This window comes from Caproiciproducens puteiluti, assembly GCF_052442865.1.
Classification (GTDB): domain Bacteria; phylum Bacillota; class Clostridia; order Oscillospirales; family Acutalibacteraceae; genus Caproiciproducens.
Genome location: NZ_CP194790.1, coordinates 3,698,641 through 3,718,245, shown reverse-complemented (window position 1 = coordinate 3,718,245; position 19,605 = coordinate 3,698,641). Strand labels below are relative to the sequence as shown.

General features: G+C 57.2%; 20 protein-coding genes. 17 read left to right on the top strand and 3 right to left on the bottom strand.

The features are described 5' to 3' along the window. The 5 genes from ACRQU7_RS17990 (at position 1) to hflX (ending at position 3,796) form a co-directional block, all read left to right on the top strand. On the top strand, positions 1-336 hold the full coding sequence (locus ACRQU7_RS17990; protein WP_444642395.1) for a histidine kinase: 336 nt from the start codon (positions 1-3) through the stop codon (positions 334-336). Continuing rightward, entirely contained in the window at positions 336-1,412 is a 1,077-nt protein-coding gene (locus ACRQU7_RS17985) for a baseplate J/gp47 family protein (RefSeq protein WP_444642393.1), read from the top strand. Before ACRQU7_RS17990 ends, ACRQU7_RS17985 begins: the two co-directional genes overlap by 1 nt. Beyond that, positions 1,409-1,990 carry a hypothetical protein gene (locus tag ACRQU7_RS17980; protein ID WP_444642391.1) on the top strand — a complete coding sequence of 194 codons (582 nt, stop codon included), beginning with the start codon at positions 1,409-1,411 and terminating at the stop codon, positions 1,988-1,990. The genes ACRQU7_RS17985 and ACRQU7_RS17980 overlap by 4 nt, the downstream gene beginning before the upstream one ends. An 11-nt stretch (positions 1,991-2,001) precedes the next feature. Then, positions 2,002-2,469, top strand: coding sequence for a hypothetical protein (locus ACRQU7_RS17975; RefSeq protein ID WP_444642389.1), 468 nt, complete (start codon positions 2,002-2,004; stop codon positions 2,467-2,469). A 67-nt stretch (positions 2,470-2,536) separates the two neighbouring features. Continuing rightward, the gene (gene hflX, locus ACRQU7_RS17970) at positions 2,537-3,796 is read left to right on the top strand and encodes a GTPase HflX (protein WP_444642387.1); all 1,260 of its coding nucleotides are present in this window, start codon (positions 2,537-2,539) and stop codon (positions 3,794-3,796) included. Between the two features lie 154 nt (positions 3,797-3,950). Here hflX and ACRQU7_RS17965 read toward each other — a convergent pair whose 3' ends face one another. Then, complete coding sequence (locus ACRQU7_RS17965) at positions 3,951-4,217, bottom strand: hypothetical protein (protein ID WP_444642385.1); 267 nt, start codon at positions 4,215-4,217, stop codon at positions 3,951-3,953. A 2-nt stretch (positions 4,218-4,219) separates the two neighbouring features. After that, positions 4,220-4,723 (bottom strand): flavin reductase family protein, encoded by a 504-nt coding sequence (locus ACRQU7_RS17960; RefSeq protein WP_444642383.1) that lies wholly within the window; start codon positions 4,721-4,723, stop codon positions 4,220-4,222. A 197-nt stretch (positions 4,724-4,920) separates the two neighbouring features. Here ACRQU7_RS17960 and ACRQU7_RS17955 point away from each other — a divergent pair, with 197 nt between their 5' ends. From ACRQU7_RS17955 to argF, 7 genes are all read left to right on the top strand, one after another. Beyond that, on the top strand, positions 4,921-6,147 hold the full coding sequence (locus tag ACRQU7_RS17955) for an argininosuccinate synthase (RefSeq protein ID WP_444642381.1): 1,227 nt from the start codon (positions 4,921-4,923) through the stop codon (positions 6,145-6,147). Between the two features lie 59 nt (positions 6,148-6,206). After that, positions 6,207-7,586, top strand: a complete 1,380-nt coding sequence (argH, locus tag ACRQU7_RS17950; protein WP_444642379.1) for an argininosuccinate lyase — start codon at positions 6,207-6,209, stop codon at positions 7,584-7,586. After that, a complete protein-coding gene (argC, locus tag ACRQU7_RS17945) occupies positions 7,583-8,617 on the top strand; it encodes an N-acetyl-gamma-glutamyl-phosphate reductase (RefSeq protein ID WP_444642377.1) in 1,035 nt (344 codons plus the stop codon). The genes argH and argC overlap by 4 nt, the downstream gene beginning before the upstream one ends. A gap of 13 nt (positions 8,618-8,630) precedes the next feature. Continuing rightward, the gene (argJ, locus tag ACRQU7_RS17940) at positions 8,631-9,845 is read left to right on the top strand and encodes a bifunctional glutamate N-acetyltransferase/amino-acid acetyltransferase ArgJ (protein ID WP_444642375.1); all 1,215 of its coding nucleotides are present in this window, start codon (positions 8,631-8,633) and stop codon (positions 9,843-9,845) included. A 26-nt stretch (positions 9,846-9,871) separates the two neighbouring features. Beyond that, positions 9,872-10,729, top strand: a complete 858-nt coding sequence (argB, locus tag ACRQU7_RS17935; RefSeq protein WP_444642373.1) for an acetylglutamate kinase — start codon at positions 9,872-9,874, stop codon at positions 10,727-10,729. Between the two features lie 59 nt (positions 10,730-10,788). Further along, positions 10,789-11,967: an aspartate aminotransferase family protein gene (locus ACRQU7_RS17930; protein ID WP_444642371.1), complete on the top strand. Its 1,179-nt coding sequence runs from the start codon at positions 10,789-10,791 to the stop codon at positions 11,965-11,967. A 151-nt stretch (positions 11,968-12,118) separates the two neighbouring features. Further along, entirely contained in the window at positions 12,119-13,027 is a 909-nt protein-coding gene (gene argF / locus ACRQU7_RS17925; RefSeq protein ID WP_444642369.1) for an ornithine carbamoyltransferase, read from the top strand. 3 nt (positions 13,028-13,030) lie between these two features. Here argF and ACRQU7_RS17920 read toward each other — a convergent pair whose 3' ends face one another. Then, a complete protein-coding gene (locus ACRQU7_RS17920; RefSeq protein WP_444642367.1) occupies positions 13,031-14,305 on the bottom strand; it encodes a PepSY1/2 domain-containing protein in 1,275 nt (424 codons plus the stop codon). A gap of 192 nt (positions 14,306-14,497) precedes the next feature. On the opposite strand from ACRQU7_RS17920, the gene ACRQU7_RS17915 reads away from it, so the two are divergent. The 5 genes from ACRQU7_RS17915 to ACRQU7_RS17895 all read left to right on the top strand — a co-directional run bounded on the left by ACRQU7_RS17915 (position 14,498) and on the right by ACRQU7_RS17895 (position 19,601). Then, on the top strand, positions 14,498-15,202 hold the full coding sequence (locus ACRQU7_RS17915; RefSeq protein WP_444642365.1) for a gamma-glutamyl-gamma-aminobutyrate hydrolase family protein: 705 nt from the start codon (positions 14,498-14,500) through the stop codon (positions 15,200-15,202). Between the two features lie 157 nt (positions 15,203-15,359). After that, entirely contained in the window at positions 15,360-16,745 is a 1,386-nt protein-coding gene (gene murD, locus ACRQU7_RS17910) for a UDP-N-acetylmuramoyl-L-alanine--D-glutamate ligase (RefSeq protein WP_444642363.1), read from the top strand. Positions 16,746-16,826: 81 nt separating this feature from the next. Then, positions 16,827-17,843: a M42 family metallopeptidase gene (locus ACRQU7_RS17905; protein WP_444642361.1), complete on the top strand. Its 1,017-nt coding sequence runs from the start codon at positions 16,827-16,829 to the stop codon at positions 17,841-17,843. Further along, on the top strand, positions 17,843-18,874 hold the full coding sequence (locus ACRQU7_RS17900; RefSeq protein WP_444642359.1) for a M42 family metallopeptidase: 1,032 nt from the start codon (positions 17,843-17,845) through the stop codon (positions 18,872-18,874). Before ACRQU7_RS17905 ends, ACRQU7_RS17900 begins: the two co-directional genes overlap by 1 nt. After that, on the top strand, positions 18,867-19,601 hold the full coding sequence (locus tag ACRQU7_RS17895; protein ID WP_444642357.1) for a GNAT family N-acetyltransferase: 735 nt from the start codon (positions 18,867-18,869) through the stop codon (positions 19,599-19,601). Before ACRQU7_RS17900 ends, ACRQU7_RS17895 begins: the two co-directional genes overlap by 8 nt. Positions 19,602-19,605 lie beyond the last annotated feature (4 nt).

The window sequence follows — 19,605 nt, the reverse complement described above, 5'->3', positions numbered from 1 at the left end:
ATGGATACGGCGTTAATCGAAGGGGATTTTCTGCCCGGTTCCAACGGCCGTCCAAAGCAGATTGGCGGCGCGCGGGAGCTTTTGCAGCGTGCCGCGGTCCGTTTGACCGTGCCGCTCGGCGGCTTCGTGTACGACCCTTCCCTTGGAAGCCGGTTGTATGAACTGAAGCCGGGCGGCAGCGGGCTGAACGAAAAGGCCCTTGCCATGGCGCAGGAAGCGCTCAGGGTCCTGCCGCAGGTCACGGTGGAGCGCGCGGAATGTTCGGGGGACCCGCCGGCCGCGGTGATCACACTGAGCTGCGGCGGGGAGAAAGCCGAAATAGAGGTGAAATTTTAGTGTACAGCTATCAGGAAATATTGACGCGCATGCAGGATCAGTTTACGTCCCTTGCCGGATACGCCCCGGACGACGCTTCGGATATCGGCATCCGCATGAAGGTGCTGGCAGGGGAGCTTTATTCGATCGGCAGCGCGGTGGACTGGCTCAAAATGCAGACGTTCGCGCAGAGCGCGCAGGGGGAGCAGCTTGAGCTGCGCGCGCAGGAGCGCGGGCTTCAGCGCAAGCAGCCGGTCGCGGCCCGGGGACGCATTGCCTTTCAGCGTACCACGCCGCTCTGGTACGACGTCCCGGTCCCCGAGGGAACAGTTTGCGCGACTTCCGGCGACGAGCCGGTACGGTATGTCACGACCGAAAGCGCCCTGCTGAAAAACGGCGAGCTGAGCGTTGAGGTCCCGGCCAAGGCGGAACAGGGCGGGAAAAGCGGGAATACGCAGCCGGGCACCGTCTCCGTCATGGTCACGCCGCCGCCCGCAATAGAAAACGCGGCGAATCCGTCCGCCTTCGCCGGAGGGGAAGACGGCGAAAACGACAGCGAGCTGCGCGCCCGCCTGATGCAGAGCTACGCGAGCATTTCCAACGGCACCAACGCGGCCTTTTACCGCGAATGCGCTTTGAAGTACGACGGCGTCTATTCCGTGGGCGTGGTACCGCGCGAAAACGGGGCGGGAACGGTCGGACTCTACCTTGGCGGCAGGGGCGCGGCTCCCCTGCCGGAAATCATCAGCCGGGTGCAGAATGATCTGAACCTGCTGCGCGAAGTGAACGTCGACGTGAAGGCTGCGGCGGCGCAGACCGTCCCGGTGGAGATCGACATTGCCGTTACCCCGGCGGACGCCGTTTCCGAGCAGGGTGCGAAGGCCGCCTGCGAACAGGCGGTCAAAGCGTATTTTGACGAGCTGTCGGTTGGGGAGCCGGTGATCGTGACCGCGCTGGGCGTACGGGTTTTCGCAACGGGAAAGATCAAAAATTATCTTTTTAACACATCCGTGACCATGGACAGGAAGATCGGCCCGAACCAGCTGGCGGTCTGCGGCACGGTGCATGTGGGGCATTACGCGGGGGTTGGGCAATGAAAGCTTTGGAATCGATGACCGCAAAAATGAAAGCGGCAAAGATCTATTCGCTCAGTGGGAATACCACCGTTGACTATGAGCTGCAGGCGTACGCACAGGGGCTTGACATGGTTTGCGGAGAGCTGGAAACGCTGCAGCGGGAAAGCTTTGTCGCCACCGCGTCGGATTACGGACTTGAAAATGCGGAGAAGCTTTTGCGGATCGGCGCGCAGGAAAACGAGGAAGAACGGCGCAATGCCGTCATGAAGCGCTGCGCCGTTACGCCGAACGATTTTACCGTGGGCGATATGGAGCGGATTTTTGCGATGGAGGGCATTGACGCCCGAATCTGCGAACGGTTTACCGATCAATGCATTTATGTAAACTGCATGGACGCGTCGCCCACGGAAGAAAAAAAAGAAGCCGTTTTGCAAACTGCCAAAAACTACCTTCCCGCACATTTAAACGCGGAACTGGATTTTAGAAGCATTTCATGGAACAATATCGACGGTGCGGATGAGACGTTTGATACAAAAGACGCTTTTTCCTACACATGGGATGCGATCGACGGTTTCGGCGGCGGAGTGGTAAAAATCTGAAGGAGGAAGCAATGCCTACAAACAATAAAACATCCCTGGGACTGAACAGCTGGGTGGGAACCGACAAACCAATGCGCAGCGATTTTGTGGCGGACAACACGCTGCTGGATTCGCTGCTGGCCGCCCATTTCGGAAATACGCAGATGCATTTGTCGCCGGAGGACCGGACTTTGCTTACGCAGGCGTTTGCCGTCGGAAGCTACTGTGGAAACGGCGAGGCCTCACAGGTGATCACGCTGCCGTTTGCCCCCGGATTCGTGCTGGTTTTTATGGAAGGGATGCCCGCAAACGACTATTTTCCGGGCGGCGGATATAACGAAAACAGCTTTGCAGTCGCTACCCAGACGGGGAGCAGCAAGGGTGTTTTCCTTTCCGAAGGCAAGCTGACCGTGTACCAGACACAAAAAGCACAGACCGGAGGATTTTTTAATAATTTAAATAGTGATACGATGAGTTATCTCTATGTCGCTTTTCAATAGAATTTGCATTATTTCGGATTTTGAGATAAAATAATAGCGAAAAAACAGCGGTTTATGCTGGAAGGGGATGGAAAAACTGGATCTGTACGAAAATGAAGAAAAACCGGAGCGCGCGCTGCTGGTGGAAGTCAATACGGGCGAATATGACGCGGAGACTTCGCTGGCGGAGCTGTACGAGCTTGTCAGCAGCGCGGGAGCGGAACCTTTCGGCGCAATCACGCAGAACCGGCCCACTTACGACAATGCTACCTGCGTCGGGTCGGGAATGATGGAGGAAATAGCGGATTTCTGTGAAAAGCATGAAATCGACCTGCTTATTTTTGACTGTGAACTTTCTCCCACTCAAATCCGAAATATTGAACAGATCAGCAAGGTGCGCGTCGTGGACCGTACCATGCTGATTCTGGATATCTTCGCGGCGCGCGCGAAAAGCAAGGAGGGCCGACTCCAGGTGGAGCTTGCGCAGCTGAAGTATCTGCTGCCCCGGCTGTCCGGCAAGGGAACGTCGCTTTCCCGCCTCGGCGGCGGAATCGGCACGCGCGGCCCGGGCGAAAGCAAGCTGGAAACCGACCGGCGTCATATCCGCAGGCGGATTGACACGCTCAGGGAGCAGCTGGAAGCGGTGGAAAAGCACCGCAGCCAGATTACCCGCCGCCGTCAGAAGGACGGGGTCGTCACCGTCGCGCTGGTGGGCTACACCAACGCGGGAAAATCCACGCTGATGAATACCCTGACACAGGCCGGGGTGCTGGCGGAAGATAAGCTTTTTGCCACGCTGGACCCCACCGCCCGCTCGCTGAAGCTGCCGAACGGCGCCACGGTGATGCTGATCGACACCGTCGGGCTGGTGCGCCGCCTGCCGCATCATCTGGTGCAGGCTTTCCGTTCCACGCTGGAACAGGCCGCCACCGCCGACATTATCCTGAATATCTGCGACGCTTCCAGCGCGGAAGCGCAGGAGCATTTGAAAATCACGAAGGACCTTTTGTCGGAGCTCGGCTGCGAGGGAAGGCCGGTGATCCCCGTGTTCAACAAATGCGACCTTCTTCCCGCGGCCAACATCATCCCGTTTATGGGCAATTCCGTTCGGATCAGCGCGGCGACGGGCGCGGGGATCGACAAGCTGCTCAGCGCGATCGAGGATAATCTGCCGATCAAAAGCAAACGGGTGAAGCTGCTGCTTCCGTTTTCGCAGAGCGGCCTTGCGGCGCAGATCCGCCGCGAGGGAACGGTGGAAAACGAGGAGTACACCGATATCGGACTGGTGCTGACGGCACAGGTCCCGTCGACCCTGGACGGTTCCATCGGAAAATATATCATTGAATGAAAAGAGCCGCTGCAAAATTAATTTGCCGCGGCAAATTGTACAGGACAACAGCTTTCATAATAAAGAATGCACCTTAAAACGGGGTTTTAAAGCCCACTTAAGGTGCATTTTTTGTGCGTTGTTTTATTGAGAGCCTGTTTTGCAGCAGCCCCTTTTACGCTCCTTTTTTCAGAAAAGCGAACGCCCTTTCATAATCGCTTTTCCGCACGTAAACATAGAACTGGTTTTCATAGGCGGGATCCATCCCGAAGGAACTCAGCCTGCCCCGTGTCCCGCTGCAGCGCGCGTTGACAATGCGCGTTTCACAGGGAATGCCCGCTGCGGAAAGCATCTCGCGGACATGGGAAAACTCCCTTTCGGAAAAGCCCAGATAGACTTCTTTGCGGTTCCAGGGCAGCACGGCGCTCACCTCAGCTTTCAAAGCTACGCTTTTTCCAGTACCTTTACGATTTCACCGACGAACATCTTGTGGTAGTCCTTCTGGGGATAGCACTTTCCGTCGATCGCGGGGTCGATAAAGCAGGCGGGGTCAATGGGCTGCCCGTGCAGCTTGCGGCAGATGAAAACGAGCTTTGCCTCTTCAAAATAAGGCGTGGCTTCGTCGTAAACGGGAGTAAGACCGGCGTCTTTGATCTTGTCGGTATCGCGGCCGGAGCGGCTGCCGCAGTAGTTCAGGGCCTTGCGCTGCGACTCGTCGAAGAAGCAGAGGGAATAAAAATCCTCTTTTTCGATGAATTCGAGAGTATAACGCTGCGGACGGATAAAAATAAAGGAAACGTATCGGTTCCAAAGCTCGCCCAGAGCGCCCCAGCTGGCCGTCATGGTGTTGCACTTTTCCTCGCTGCCCGCGGTAATCAGCATCCACTCCTTATCGATTTTGGTGAATGGATTAAAATTCATGGCTGTAATGTCGATTTGTTGAAACATCAAAAACACCTCCGTTAAATTGGTCCTTGTTTCTATTTTATTTTATCACGTTTGGATATATCCCACAATCAAAAATAATCTTATTTGGCTGTTTTTATCTATTAAAGATAAAATGAATATTTATGCACAAAATGCTTGAATTTCCGTATAAATAGTGTATAATAAAACACAACAAAACAAAACGGGAGGCCTATGCAATGGAAAACAAGATTAAAAAAGTAGTTCTCGCCTATTCCGGCGGACTTGATACTTCTATTATTATCCCCTGGCTGAAGGAAAATTATAACAACTGCGAGGTCGTCGCGGTCGCCGCGGACGTCGGGCAGGGCGCGGAGCTGAACGGCCTTGAGGAAAAGGCGAAAAAGACGGGCGCGTCAAAGCTGTATATCGCCGACCTGAAGAAGGCGTTCGCCGAAGATTATATCTGGCCGACGCTCAAGGCCGGGGCAGTGTACGAGAACAAATATCTGCTCGGGACCTCCTTTGCAAGGCCGCTGATCGCAAAAAGGCTGGTGGAAATCGCTCAGGCCGAGGGCGCGGACGCCATCTGCCACGGCTGCACCGGCAAGGGTAACGACCAGGTGCGGTTTGAGCTTGCCATCAAGGCGTTTGCGCCGAAGATGAAGATCATCGCCCCGTGGAGGGAGTGGTCCATCAAATCCCGCGACGAAGAGATCGACTACGCCGAGGCGCACAATATTCCGCTGAACATTACGAGGGAGACGAACTACTCCAAGGATAAAAACCTGTGGCATCTTTCCCACGAGGGCCTCGATCTGGAAGACCCTGCGAACGAGCCGGCCTACCAGAAGCCGGGCTTTCTGGAGCTGGGCGTTTCGCCGGAGCAGGCGCCCGACAAGCCGACTTACATCACCCTTACGTTTGAGAAGGGCATTCCGGTGTCCCTCAACGGCAGTAAGCTCTGTGCGGTCGACATGATTGCGCAGCTGAATCAGATCGGCGGGGAAAACGGCATCGGCATCGCGGATATCGTGGAAAACAGGCTGGTGGGGATGAAGTCCCGCGGCGTGTACGAGACCCCCGGTGGCACCATTCTTTACCACGCGCACAACAAGCTGGAAGAACTCTGCCTTGACAGGGACACCTATCACTACAAGCAGGGCGTGGGCAATAAATTTGCGGAGCTGGTTTATTTCGGCCAGTGGTTTACTCCTCTGCGCGAGGCGCTTTCCGCCTTTGTGGAAAGCACCCAGCAAACCGTGACCGGAGAAGTGAAGCTGAAGCTGTACAAGGGCAATATCATCGACGCGGGGGTCACTTCCCCATATTCTCTCTATGACGAGGATATTGCGACCTTCAGCGAGGACGAGGTCTACAATCAGGCGGACGCCAACGGGTTTATCAACCTGTTCGGGCTGCCGATTCAGGTACAGGCGCTGAAAAAGCAGAAAAATAAGGGATAATCCATTTTGGGGCAGGCATACGGTCTGCCCCACATTTCAATAAACGGAGTGTGTGTGACTTGAAGCTGTGGGCGGGAAGATTCCATAAGGAACTCGATCAGAAAACCAATGATTTTAATTCATCCATTTCCTTTGACAGCCGGATGGCAAGGGAAGATATAGAGGGCAGCATTGCCCACGCGACCATGCTCGGAGCCTGCGGGGTAATCGACGCGGCGGAGAGCGAAAAAATCTGTGCGGAACTGAAAAAAATCCTCGCGGAGATCGAAAACGGAACGCTTTCCATCGACGGGGAAGCCGAGGATATCCACACCTTTGTGGAGGGCGAACTGACCGCGCGGCTGGGAGCCGCGGGAAAACGGCTGCACACCGCGCGCAGCCGGAACGACCAGGTTGCGGTGGATGTGAAGCTGTATCTGAAAAAACAGTGCGCCCTGCTGCATGGGCAGATCAAAGAGCTGATCGGCGTGCTGTGTAAAAAGGCGCTGGAAAACAGCGGCGTGGTCATGCCGGGCTACACCCACATGCAGCGCGCGCAGCCCATTACCTTCGGGCATCATCTTCTGGCCTACGCGGAAATGTTCCAGCGCGACCTGTCCCGTCTGGAGGACACCGGAAAGCGCATGGACGAATGCCCGCTCGGTTCCGGCGCTCTGGCGGGGACCACCTATCCGCTGGACCGCGAAATGACCGCCTCCCTTTTGGGCTTTTCCGGGGCGACGAACAACAGCCTTGACGGAGTTTCCGACCGGGATTTCTGCATGGAGCTTGCCGCGGACATCGCCATCGCCATGGTGCACCTTTCCCGGTTTTCGGAGGAAATCATCCTCTGGTGCTCGTGGGAATTTAAGTTTGTGGAGCTGGACGACGCGTTTTCCACCGGTTCCAGCATTATGCCGCAGAAAAAGAACCCCGATATCGCGGAGCTGGTCCGCGGCAAGAGCGGGCGCGCCATCGGCGACCTGACCACGCTGCTGACCATGATGAAGGGCCTTCCCCTTGCGTACAACAAGGATATGCAGGAGGATAAGGAAGCGATTTTCGACGCGGTGGACACCCTGCATATGTGCCTGACCGCCTTTATCCCGATGGTGGACACCATGCGGGTGCTGCCTCAGAATATGCGGAAAGCGGCGGCGAAGGGCTTTATCAACGCGACCGACTGCGCCGATTATCTGGTCGGAAAGGGAATGCCCTTCCGCGACGCGTATAAAGTGACCGGCGAGCTGGTGGCGTACTGCATTGAAAACGGGCTGACGCTCGAAACCGTGCCGCTTGAAAAGTACAAAGAATTCAGCGGGCTGTTCGACGGCGGGATCTTTGACGCGATTTCGCTGGAAAACTGCGTGAACGGCAGGAAGGTGCTGGGCGGCCCGGCTCCGGAAAATGTGCGCGCACAGGCGGAAAGGGTACTGAAAAAGCTGGAGGTGCAGCCATGATCCGGGCGGGCGTGGTCGGCGCGACGGGCTACGCGGGCGCGGAGCTCTGCCGGCTGCTGAGCGGTCACCCGCAGGCGGAGCTTTCCGCGGTCAGCTCGGTCAGCTTCGAAGGGCAGGCCCTTTCGGACGTCTACCCGGCTTACCGCGGCGTATGCGACCTGGTCTGCGGCACCCAGAGCGAGGTCGTTGAAAAAAGCGACGCGGTTTTTGCCGCGCTGCCCCACGGCCTTTCACAGGAGCTGGCCGCGGAATGCTTCGCAAAAGGAAAGGTCTTTATCGACCTCGGCGCGGATTTCCGGCTGGAAAACGAAGAGGATTACCGCGAGTGGTACGGCGGGACGTTCCTGCATCCCGACCTTCACGAGCTCGCCGTTTACGCCCTGCCGGAGCTTTTCCGGGAACAGATCAGGGGCAAAAAAATCATCGCGAACCCCGGCTGCTACACCACCGCGGTGCCGCTCGCACTTGCGCCTGCTTTGAAAAACGGCCTGATACAAAAGGACGGCATCATTGCCGACTGCAAAAGCGGCGTGACCGGCGCGGGCAGAAAACCGAGCCAGAACACCCATTACCCGGAGCTGAACGAGGGCATGAGCGCCTATAAGGTCGCCTGTCACCGCCATACGCCGGAGATGGAGCAGAGCCTTTCCCATGTGGCGGGTGCGCCGGTCAAGCTGACCTTTGTGCCGCATCTGCTGCCGGTCAACCGGGGGATTCTCGCCACCTGCTACGCGAAGCTGGCCGCGGGAGCAACCATGGAACAGATACAAAAAGCTTATCATGACGCGTACGATTCGGAATATTTTATCCGGCTGCTGCCGCAGGGCATAGAGGCGGACATCAAAAATGTGCGATATTCCAATTTCTGCGATATTTCGCTCCACGCCGATTTCCGTACCGGGACGCTGATCGCCATCTCGGCGATCGACAATATGGTCAAGGGCGCGGCGGGGCAGGCGGTCCAGAATATGAATCTTGCGTTTGGAATAGAGGAAACAGCCGGGCTGAAAGCATTGCCCCCGGCATTTTAAGGGGATAGTGAAAATGGAATGGATCGAGGGCGGCGTTACCGCCGCACAGGGGTTTACCGCAGCGGGGATTTACAGCGGAATCCGCAAAAATAAATCAAAGCCGGATCTTGCGATGATTTATGCAAAGGTTCCGTGTTCCGCCGCGGCCGTCTATACGCAGAATTTAGTCAAGGGCGCGCCGGTTGCGGTGACGCGGAAAAATATCGCCGACGGCAGAGCGCAGGCGGTGATTTGCAATTCGGGCAACGCCAATACCTGCAACGCCGACGGCGAGGAAAAGGCGTGGAGGATGTGCGAAATCGCTGCGAAGGAACTGGGAATCGCGCCGCAGGACGTGGTCGTCGCCTCCACCGGGGTCATCGGCCAGGTGCTGCCGATCGAGCCGATCGAACAGGCCGCTCCCGCGCTGGCAAAGGCGCTTTCACCCACCGGCTCCGGGGACGCCGCCCGGGCGATTATGACGACGGACACCGAAATGAAAAATCTGGCGGTCGAGCTGAATATCGATGGAAAGCCCGTCCGTATCGGCGGTATTGCGAAGGGCTCCGGCATGATTCATCCGAATATGGCGACCATGCTCTGCTTTCTGACCACGGACGCCGCGATTTCGGCCTGTGCGCTGAACGCCGCTTTGAAGGAAGCGGTGCACGTCAGCTTCAATATGGTCAGCGTCGACGGCGATACCTCCACCAACGACATGACCGCCGTCCTTGCTTCCGGTCTCGCCGGGAACGGGGAAATCACGGGGGAATCCGAAGATTACCGCCTTTTTGTGCAGGGGCTGACCGCCCTTTGCACCGCGCTTGCGAGAAAAGTCGCAAAGGACGGCGAGGGCGCGACCAAGCTGCTGGTCTGCCGGGTAACGGGAGCAAGAAGCGAAAAGGACGCGCGGCTGGTTGCCAAAAGCGTTATTTGCTCCAGCCTGTTCAAGGCGGCGATGTTCGGCGCGGACGCGAACTGGGGACGCGTTTTGTGCGCGATCGGTTACGCGGACGCGGATGTGGACGTAAGCTTGGTGGACGTTGCGTTTGAATCGAAGGCGGGCCGCATAGAGGTTTGTAAAAACGGCGCGGGAATCGATTTTGACGAGGATGAGGCGAAGAAAATCCTGACGCAGGATGAAATCAATGTGGATGTGGCGCTGAACGGCGGAGAGTTCCATGCCTGTGCGTTTGGCTGCGACCTCACCTACGACTATGTAAAAATCAACGGGGATTACCGGAGCTGAGGAACGCGGACGGAGGAAGGAACAGTATGGATATCAGCAATGCGGACCGGGCGCGGGTTCTGGTTCAGGCCCTGCCGTATATACAGAAATACGCGGGCAGGACGGTCGTTGTAAAATACGGCGGGAACGCCATGGTGAACGAAGACCTGAAGGACGCGGTCATGAGCGATATCGTTCTGATGCAGCTCGTCGGCATCAACGTGGTGCTGGTGCACGGCGGAGGGCCGGAAATCAGCGCGATGCTCAAAAAGATCGGCAAGGAAAGCCGTTTTGTCGGCGGGCTGCGCGTGACCGACGCGGAAACCGTGGACGTTGTGCAGATGGTGCTGGCGGGCAAGGTCAACAAGGACCTCGTTCAGCTTCTGGAACGGCACAACGGCCGGGCCATCGGCCTTTGCGGGCTGGACGGCGGCATGATGAAGGCGAAAAAGCTCGCGGCGGGGGAGGACCTCGGCTTCGTGGGCGAAATTACCGAAGTGAACACCGAAATCGTTTCCCAGACCACGGCAAACGGCTATGTGCCGATCGTGGCGACCGTCGCCGGCGGCGAAAACGGGGAAGTATACAATATCAACGCGGATATCGCCGCGGCGCGCATCGCGGCGGAAATGGGCGCGATCAAGCTGATCCTGATGACGGACATCAAAGGGCTTCTCAGCGATAAGGAAGACGAAAGCACCCTGATTCCGGTCGTCAACGTCAGCGACGTGCCGAAGCTGCAGAATCAGGGCATTATCAGCGGGGGCATGATCCCGAAAATCGACTGCTGCGTCGAAGCCGTGCGGCGGGGCGTAAGCCGGGCGCACATCATCGACGGGCGTATCCCGCACTCCATTCTGATCGAGCTTTTTTCAGACGAGGGCATCGGCACGATGTTCTGCTGATTGATCGAACGACTGGAGAATGCCGTTTAGACGGAAATGTAATAATAGGGGTGACAGAAATGACCTTGGAAGAAATTCAGGAGCAGGACCACAGGTATCTTATGCAGACCTACGGGCGGTTCCCCGTGGCGCTTGTTTCCGGCCACGGCGCGACCGCGGTGGACTGTGACGGAAAAGAGTATATCGATTTTACAAGCGGAATCGGCGTCAATTCGCTGGGCTACTGTGACGAACGGTGGACGCGGGCCGTCGCGAAGCAGGCGGCGACATTGCAGCATACCTCCAATTTATACTATCAGCCCATGCAGACAAAGCTGGCGGAAAAGCTTTGCACCCTGACCGGGTTTTCAAAGGTCTTTTTCGGGAATTCCGGCGCGGAGGCAAACGAATGCGCGGTCAAAACGGCACGGAAGTACGCCGCCGATAAATACGGAAAAAACCGGTACCGGATCGTCACCCTGCAAAATTCGTTTCACGGCCGCACGCTCACCACGCTGGCGGCGACCGGGCAGGACGCGTTCCACGAAAAATTCACTCCGCTGACACAGGGCTTTTCCTACGCGTTTCCCAGTATGGACAGCGTAAAGGAAAACGTGTCGGGGGACACGTGCGCGGTGATGATCGAGCTGGTGCAGGGAGAGGGCGGCGTTTTGCCGCTGGAAGCCGGCTTTGTAAAGGAACTGGCCGCGTTCTGCGGGGAGCGGGATATCCTGCTCATCGTCGACGAGGTGCAGACGGGCGTGGGCCGTACGGGGAAGCTTTACTGCTTCCAGAATTACGGGATCATGCCGGATATCCTGACCAGCGCGAAGGGACTCGGCGGCGGGCTGCCGATCGGCGCGTGCCTCTGCACCGAACGCCTCGGCGGGGTGATGGACGCCGGTTCGCACGGTTCCACCTTCGGCGGGAACCCGGTCGTCTGCGCGGGAGCGCTCGCGGTGCTGGACGTGGTCGGCAACAGGGACTTTTTACAGGAGGTACGTGAAAAGGGCGCGTACCTTACGGAAAAGCTTTCCGCCATGGAGGAAATCGAGTTCGTCCGCGGGCTGGGCTTGATGCTCGGCGCGAAGCTGAAAAAGGGGAGCGCCAAAGAGGCCGCGCAGAAATGCGCAGAAAACGGCCTTTTGGTCCTGACGGCAAAAGAGCTGCTCCGCTTCCTGCCGCCTCTGACGATTACCTATGAAGATATTGACAAGGGTCTCGCGGTCCTGCAAAAAGTGATCCGGACCCTGGAATAAAGGAAGATAGAAAAACGGTAAACTACGGCAATTCCATTTCAGTTTGCGAGATAAAACACGGTTCTCCCCCGCCGAAGGCGGGGGAGAACCACAACCTTGGTTGCAGAATTAACTGGAAATGCTGTAACATTTGATTTTTAGGAGGGCAACTATGAAACATCTGCTGAAAATGCTTGACCTGACCAGCGAGGACATCACCTCTGTTCTGAACCTTGCCGACCAGCTCAAATACGAGCAGAAGCACGGCATTGAACACCGGCATCTGGCGGGGAAAACGCTGGGAATGATCTTTGAGAAGGCTTCCACCAGGACCCGTGTTTCCTTTGAAGTCGGTATGTACCAGCTGGGCGGGCTGCCGATTTTCCTTTCTGCGAAGGATCTTCAGATCGGCCGCGGCGAGCCGGTACAGGACACCGCCCGCGTGCTTTCCCGCTATCTGGACGGCATCATGATCCGCACCTTCAAGCAGTCGGAGGTCGAAGCGCTGGCGCAAAACGGCACGATCCCGATCATCAACGGCCTGACCGACTTTTCCCACCCGTGCCAGGTGCTGGCCGACCTGATGACCATCCGCGAGTACAAGGGCAGCCTTGACGGGCTGAAGCTGTGCTACATCGGCGACGGGAACAATATGATGAATTCGCTGATTGTGGGCGGACTGAAAATGAAGATGGAGGTTGCCGTCGCCTGTCCGAAGGAATACCGGCCGGCCGCCGCGGTCCTCGATTTTGCGGTCACGCATCCCGCGTTCAGCATGACCACCGACCCGAAGGAAGCCGCAAAGGGCGCCGACGTGGTGATTACCGACGTGTGGGCCTCCATGGGACAGGAGGAGGAAGCGCAAAAACGCCGCGATGCGTTCAGGGGCTTCCAGATCAATGAGGACATCATGTCCGCCGCCAAGAGCGACGCCATTGTCCAGCACTGTCTGCCCGCGCACCGCGGCGAAGAAATCACTGCGGAAATGTTTGAAAAGCATGCGAAGGAAATTTTTGACGAGGCTGAAAACCGTCTGCACGCGCAGAAAGCCGTGCTGGTCAGCCTGATGGGCGGAAAATAAGAGCTATTTGGTCAGCATCCCGCTGTCGGAAATCTGCATGATCAGAATCTGTTCCTCCAGTCCGGTGGTTGCGTTGATATAGACCAGAACCTGTTCGTTATTCTGTCCGCTGCATACAAATTCATAGGTGAGCACTTCGCTCAGACCGGGGGTTGGAATCAAAGCCAGCCCTCTTTTTTTGACCGTCAGCTTTTTACTGACGGAAGCCTGCGCCTGGTCGGCGGTGATTTTCGCGGCTACCGTACGGTCGTGGTGGTTCATGATATAGCCCGTAGAATTGAACAGTACGATTTCTCCGTCGTCCAGCGCGACGGAAATTTTGATCAGATCGGGGTAGTAGATAATATCGTCTTTATAATAGGCGTAGTTGATCGTGCAGACGCCGTCGTTGATGACGTAGTAGCTCTGCTTCATATTCGAAATGCCCCGGCCCTTCAAAAAGGCGGCGGCTTTTTTGGACGCGTCCTCGTAGCTGAGGTTTTCGGCGGTCACGTCGCGAGAATTCTCCATGCTGGAGACAAACCCGCCCGCCTTTGTCACACAGATGCGGATACCGCCGTTGTTTGCGGTGAAATTATAGGTGGGCAGATTTCCCGCCGTGTCCTGCGTATGCGCAAGCTTGTCCTGCGTGACCCCCAGAAATTCCGCCGCGATATTCTGGGCGTTGCCCTGGGCGATCTGTTCGCGCCCCTCGGTCAGCATCGGCTTCATCTGGCTGATGTGGTCGGAGAACGGGCCGTCGTAAATCAGCGAGGGAAAATCGGTAAAGTCCTCCGAGGTTTTCTTGAACTCGCTGGAAAGCTGGTCGGACTGGATATCGGTCTTTACGTTCTGCAGGCCGGACTGCAGCGTTTTGGCGTATTTTTCCAGCTGGCTCATGGTCTTATAGTCCTCTTCGCCGATCTTCTGTCCGGAAGAAATTTTGGTGGACAGCGTCATGGCGAAATCGCCGACCTGAGTAATAAATTTGGTCACGTTGTCCAGCGAATGGTCGGTGACCGGCAGCACCGCCAGCGCGGATTTCGCCATGCTGGATTCTCTCATCAGCTTGGCGGCCAGCCCGTTCTGCTGGGTTGACGTATTTGCGTAGGAGGCCTTGTTCAGCGCGGTCTCAATGTTGGAGACACAGCCGCTCAGGTCGCCTACGGCACGCTTGTAGTTGTATTCCAGATTCATTTTATATTTGTTTGCGGAAACATAACCCATTGCAGTCGTCGCTCCGAGCGTTACAATCAGCGCAACCACGGCGATCAGCGAGATAATTCTTTTTTTATTCATCATTTTTCACCCCATGACGGTATTTTTTACACGTGAGGCAAAAATATACAGATTTTTCGGTTTGAGGCGGAATCAACATGATATAATAATCGCAAGCGATTATTATATCCGCTTCGCCAATTTATAAAGATACCACAACGGCGCTTTGCGCCTGTGGTATCATAAAAAAAATCAAAAGCGGGAGGAATTTTTATGGCAAAACCGGTCATCGGCTTAACGCCGCTTTACGATACGGAGCAGGAGCGGTTCTGGATGCGCCCGAACTATCTGCGCGCCGTTGAGGAAGCGGGCGGCGTGCCGCTGGTCCTGCCGCTGACGGGCGGGGAAGAGGACATTGCCGCGCTGGCCGGACTGTGCGACGGATTTCTGTTTACCGGCGGGCCGGACGTACACCCTTCGCTGTTCGGCGAAGAAACGCTGCGTTTTTGCGGGGCGATCGATCTGCGGCGCGACCGGTTTGAAATCCTTCTGCTGAATCGGGCCGTAAAGCTCGACAAGCCCGTGCTGGGCATCTGCAGGGGCATCCAGCTGATGAACGTGGCGCTCGGCGGCAGCCTTTATCAGGATATCCCGGCGCAGGTACAGGGCCTGCCGGTCGCCCACTGTCAGAAGCCTCCCTATGATGTGGGGGTGCACGGCATTGTCATTGAAAAGGAAAGCCCGCTTTGCGCCATCCTTCATAAGACGGAAATGATGGTCAACAGCATGCACCATCAGGCGGTCAAGGACCTTGCACCTCCGCTCCGGTGCGCCGCCCACTCGGCGGACGGACTGGCGGAGTGCGTCTGGATGCCGGAGAAGCGGTTTTTTCTGGGGGTGCAGTGGCATCCGGAGTATTTATCCGGGCCGGAGAGCGAGGACCTTTTCCGTGCTTTCCTCCGCGCCGCGGAGGGATGATTTCCCTTGCCGTGTGCGGCGGCAGGCCGTTTTTCTTTGCCATTACTTGCTATTTTTTGTGGGCGAAAGTATAATAGGTAGTATTGCAGTACCGATATTACGGAAAAAAAACCGGAAAAGAAAATTGCTGTGACTGAAAAACAAGCCGGAGGCATTTATGGATATTCAGAAATTTTACAGTTCGATACAGGGAAAGAGAGTGGCCTTCTGCGGCATCGGCGGAAGCAATCTGCCGCTGATCAAAATCTTTGCGCAGCACGGCGCGGCCGTAACGGCCCGCGACCGGCGGACGGAGGAAAAGCTGGGCGAAACAGCCGGTGAGCTGAAAGAACTGGGCGTCACGCTGAAGCTGGGGGAGGGCTATCTGGAAAATCTTGACGAAGACATCATTTTCCGTACGCCCGGCATGAAATATTATCTGCCCGAGCTGAACGCCGCCCGTGAGCGCGGCTCGGCGGTCACCTCTGAAATGGAAGTTTTTTTCGATCTGTGCCCCTGTAAAATTTTCGCGGTGACCGGCAGCGACGGAAAAACCACCACGACCACCATCCTTTCCGAAATGCTCAAAGCGGCCGGAAAAACCGTCCATCTGGGCGGAAACATCGGCAATCCCCTTCTGCCTGAAATAGAAAGCATTCATCCCGACGACGTGGCGGTGGTGGAGCTTTCCAGCTTCCAGCTGATTTCCATGCGCCGCAGCCCGGACGTCGCCGTGGTGACCAACGTCACCCCGAACCATCTGGACATGCATAAGGACATGCAGGAATATATCGACGCGAAAAAGAATATCCTCCTGCACCAGAACGCCTTCGGGCGCGCGGTGCTCAACGCCGACTATGAAATTACGGCCGGCTTCGCAAAGGACGTCCGCGGGGACAAGCTGATGTTCAGCCGCCGGGGCAGATGCGCGCGCGGCGCGTGGCTTAACGATCAAAATGAAATCATTCTGTCGCTGGATGGGAAGGATATCCCCGTGATGAGCGCCTCGGAGATCCGGATCCCCGGGGGCCACAATATAGAAAACTACCTTGCCGCCGTCTGCGCCCTGTGGGGGACCGTCGGTCCGGACGCGATGGTTCAGACCGCGCGCACCTTTTCCGGAGTAGAGCACCGCAACGAATTTGTGCGGGAGCTGGACGGCGTGAAATACTACAACGATTCCATCGGAACCACCCCGAGCCGCACGGCGAACGGAACGCTGAAGCTTTTCGACCGCAAGATCCTTCTGATCGCGGGCGGCTACGACAAAAAAATTCCGTTTGACTCCTTCGGCCCCGCCGTTGTGGACAGCGTAAAGACGCTGGTGCTGATGGGCGCGACCGCGGACAAAATCGAGCAGAGCGTCAAGGCGTCGCCGAACTACCGGGAGGGCGGCCCGAAGATCATCCGGGTGCAGTCGCTGGAAGAAGCGGTTGAGGCCTGCCGGGCCGAGGCGGTGCCGGGCGACATTGTATCCCTTTCGCCGGCCTGCGCCAGCTTCGACATGTTCCCGAACTACGAAACGCGCGGAGAGGAATTCAAAAAACTGGTGGAACGGCTGTAATCCGGCCGTTTTCCCTTTACATAGATCAACACAGTAAAAAACTGACCAGTCAGGAATATAGCAGATAACGGAGTGAATACCATGGATGAACTGAAGAGGCTTGTTTTTCGTCTCTGCGCGGCTCCCGGCACACCGGGGGACGAAAATGCCGCGGCGAAAACAGCGGTGGAAGAGCTTTCCCCATATACACAGGCCCGCATTGACAAAATGGGCAACGTGATTGCGAAAATGGGGAAGCCCGGCGCGGAAAAGCATATTCTGCTCGACGCGCATATCGATCAGATCGGACTGATCGTGACCAATATTGATAAACACGGATTTATCCGGGTTGACCGCAGCGGCGGGGTGGACCGCCGCGTAATGCCGGGCAGCCCGGTCACCATTTACGGCAAAGAAGTGCTGACCGGCATTGTCTGCTGCACGCCGCCCCACCTTTCGGACGGCAGCGAGGACAAGGTGCTTCCGGTGGAGAAAATGGCGGTGGACGCGGGGCTTTCCCGGGAAGAGGCGGAAAAGCTGATTCGCCCGGGCGACCGGATTCTGTTCCACGCCGCGCCGAAAAACCTTCTGGGCACGCGGGTAACCGCCCCCGGGCTGGACGACCGCGCGGGCGTCGCCGCGCTGATCCGCTGCGCGCAGCTGCTTTCCGGCTGCGACCTTGGCTGTGAAGTCACCATTCTTTTCAGCAGCAGGGAGGAGGTCGGCGGTCAGGGCGCTTTGACGGGCGCTTATTCCGTCAACCCGACCCATGCGGTGATCGTAGACGTCAGCTTTGCCGAACAGCCGCATGTCCCGCCGGAAAAATGCGGGAAGCTGGGCGGCGGCCCGATGATCGGCATCGCGCCCCTGCTCGACCGTGAAATGGTCGACGGGATGATCGAAACGGCGAAGAGGAACGGGATTCCCTATAAGCTCGACGTAATGGGCGGCTCGACGGGAACCAATTCCGACGAGATCGCGGCAACGCGCCGGGGCGTGAAGGCGGAGCTGATCTCTATCCCGCTCCGGTACATGCACACGCCGGTCGAGGTCGTCGACCTTACGGATCTGGAAGATACCGCCCGGCTGATCGCGGAATACATCAAGGGGGTGGAGTGATGGACTGGAAGCTTTTGGAGCGCCTGTGCACGGCGCGCGGCATTTCCGGACAGGAGGATGAAGTACGGAAGATCGTTCTGGAGGAAATCCGGCCGTACGCCACGAGCATTGAAACCACTCCGCTCGGCAGCCTCATTGTCTTTAAAAAGGGCGCGAAACGCCCCAAAACCAAGCTAATGCTGAACGCCCATATGGATGAGGTCGGCATGATCGTGACCGATATTATGGACGACGGTCTTTTGAAGTTTGACACCGTCGGCGGCATAGACCGCCGCGTCCTCTGCGGCAGGCCGGTCACAGTCGGCGCGGAGGTCGGCGGGGTGATCGGCGCGAAGCCGATTCATCTTCTGGAAGGGGAAGAAAAGGAAAAATCCGTGCCGGTGAAGGAATTGTATATCGATATCGGCGCTAAGGACCGGGAAGAAGCGGAGCGGTATGTCACCCCCGGGGACCCGGTCACCTTCGACTCCGTTTTCGACACGTCCCACGGCATGATCAAGAGCCGCGCGCTCGACGACCGGGCCGGGTGCGCCATGATGATCCATATGATTCAGAGCGAGCTGAAATACGATCTGTATTTTGTGTTTGCCGTACAGGAGGAAACCGGTCTGACGGGTTCCCGGACGGCGGCCTTTGCGGTGGAGCCGCAGGCGGCGATCGTTCTGGAAAGCACCACGGCGGCGGATGTGGCCGGGGTGGATAAAGAAAACCGGGTCTGCTGCGTCGGCGGCGGCGCGGTGATTTCCTTCATGGACAAGCGTACGATTTACGATAAGGAATACTATCAGATGGCGTTTCAGGCGGCGAAAAAGGCCGAAGCGAGCTGTCAGCCGAAACGGGCTGTCGCGGGCGGAAACGACGCCGGAGCCATCCACGTTTCCCGCGGCGGGGTAAGAACCGTTGCGGTTTCCCTCCCATGCAGGTATCTGCACTCCGCGGTGAGCCTGATATCACAGGAGGATTTCATTTCCGCGCAGAAGCTTGTTTGTGAGCTTGCGGACAGGATTGCGGGCGAGGAACAAGATGATTAAAAAAGTAGAATATGAAGAGGCTCTTTCCCCGTTCGGCTCTACGGCGCTCGGGTGTCAGATTCTTTCCACCGCACAGGCTTACGGCCTGAACGAGCCGTTCGCCCAGTTCTGGGTGCAGGAGGAAACCGGTACGCTGCTGTGCAAGCTGGACGATACGGTGATTCTGGACGCCGGGGAAGCGGATTTTGAGGAGCTGGCCGATTTTATCCGTATGACGGGCGCGGAACGTTTGCTCTGCGCCTCCGCGGCGGCGGGGAAAATCGGGTTCCCGGTTACAAAGCGCGGGCAGATCATGATGTATGACAATGCTTCGCCCGTACAGCCGCGGTTCCTGTTTGAAACGAACCCCAGCCTGCGCGACATTCACGCGCTCCTTTCGGCCTGCGCTTCGGAAAGCTTTACGCCGCCGGAGTTTGAGCCGTTCTATATGGATATGTCCCACCGCATCCGTCACGATACCGCCGTGACGGCGGGAATCCGTCAGGGGGACAGGCTGGTTTCCTGCGCGATCTGTTCCACCCGGACGGAACAGACGGCCGTGCTGTCGGCGGTCTGCGTAGACCCTGAACATCGAAGAAGAGGCCTGGGGCATGAAACGCTTTCGGCGCTGATTTCCCAGTTGCCGGACAGAAGGATTTTTATTCTGCGCGCTCAGGATGAAAACGAGGGTTTCTACCGCTCCTACGGCTTTTCAGAATGCGGGGAGTTTTCAGAAATGAAGATTTGAGGAG

Coding starts and splice junctions, on each gene's coding strand:
- argC (WP_444642377.1), top strand. CDS start 7,583: ATGATCCGGGCGGGCGTGGTCGGCGCGACGGGCTACGCGGGCGCGGAG.
- ACRQU7_RS17920 (WP_444642367.1), bottom strand. CDS start 14,305: ATGAATAAAAAAAGAATTATCTCGCTGATCGCCGTGGTTGCGCTGATT.
- murD (WP_444642363.1), top strand. CDS start 15,360: ATGGATATTCAGAAATTTTACAGTTCGATACAGGGAAAGAGAGTGGCC.
- ACRQU7_RS17900 (WP_444642359.1), top strand. CDS start 17,843: ATGGACTGGAAGCTTTTGGAGCGCCTGTGCACGGCGCGCGGCATTTCC.
- argB (WP_444642373.1), top strand. CDS start 9,872: ATGGATATCAGCAATGCGGACCGGGCGCGGGTTCTGGTTCAGGCCCTG.
- ACRQU7_RS17960 (WP_444642383.1), bottom strand. CDS start 4,723: ATGTTTCAACAAATCGACATTACAGCCATGAATTTTAATCCATTCACC.
- argF (WP_444642369.1), top strand. CDS start 12,119: ATGAAACATCTGCTGAAAATGCTTGACCTGACCAGCGAGGACATCACC.
- ACRQU7_RS17980 (WP_444642391.1), top strand. CDS start 1,409: ATGAAAGCTTTGGAATCGATGACCGCAAAAATGAAAGCGGCAAAGATC.
- ACRQU7_RS17955 (WP_444642381.1), top strand. CDS start 4,921: ATGGAAAACAAGATTAAAAAAGTAGTTCTCGCCTATTCCGGCGGACTT.
- ACRQU7_RS17895 (WP_444642357.1), top strand. CDS start 18,867: ATGATTAAAAAAGTAGAATATGAAGAGGCTCTTTCCCCGTTCGGCTCT.
- hflX (WP_444642387.1), top strand. CDS start 2,537: ATGGAAAAACTGGATCTGTACGAAAATGAAGAAAAACCGGAGCGCGCG.
- ACRQU7_RS17915 (WP_444642365.1), top strand. CDS start 14,498: ATGGCAAAACCGGTCATCGGCTTAACGCCGCTTTACGATACGGAGCAG.
- ACRQU7_RS17905 (WP_444642361.1), top strand. CDS start 16,827: ATGGATGAACTGAAGAGGCTTGTTTTTCGTCTCTGCGCGGCTCCCGGC.
- argJ (WP_444642375.1), top strand. CDS start 8,631: ATGGAATGGATCGAGGGCGGCGTTACCGCCGCACAGGGGTTTACCGCA.
- ACRQU7_RS17975 (WP_444642389.1), top strand. CDS start 2,002: ATGCCTACAAACAATAAAACATCCCTGGGACTGAACAGCTGGGTGGGA.
- ACRQU7_RS17930 (WP_444642371.1), top strand. CDS start 10,789: ATGACCTTGGAAGAAATTCAGGAGCAGGACCACAGGTATCTTATGCAG.
- ACRQU7_RS17990 (WP_444642395.1), top strand. CDS start 1: ATGGATACGGCGTTAATCGAAGGGGATTTTCTGCCCGGTTCCAACGGC.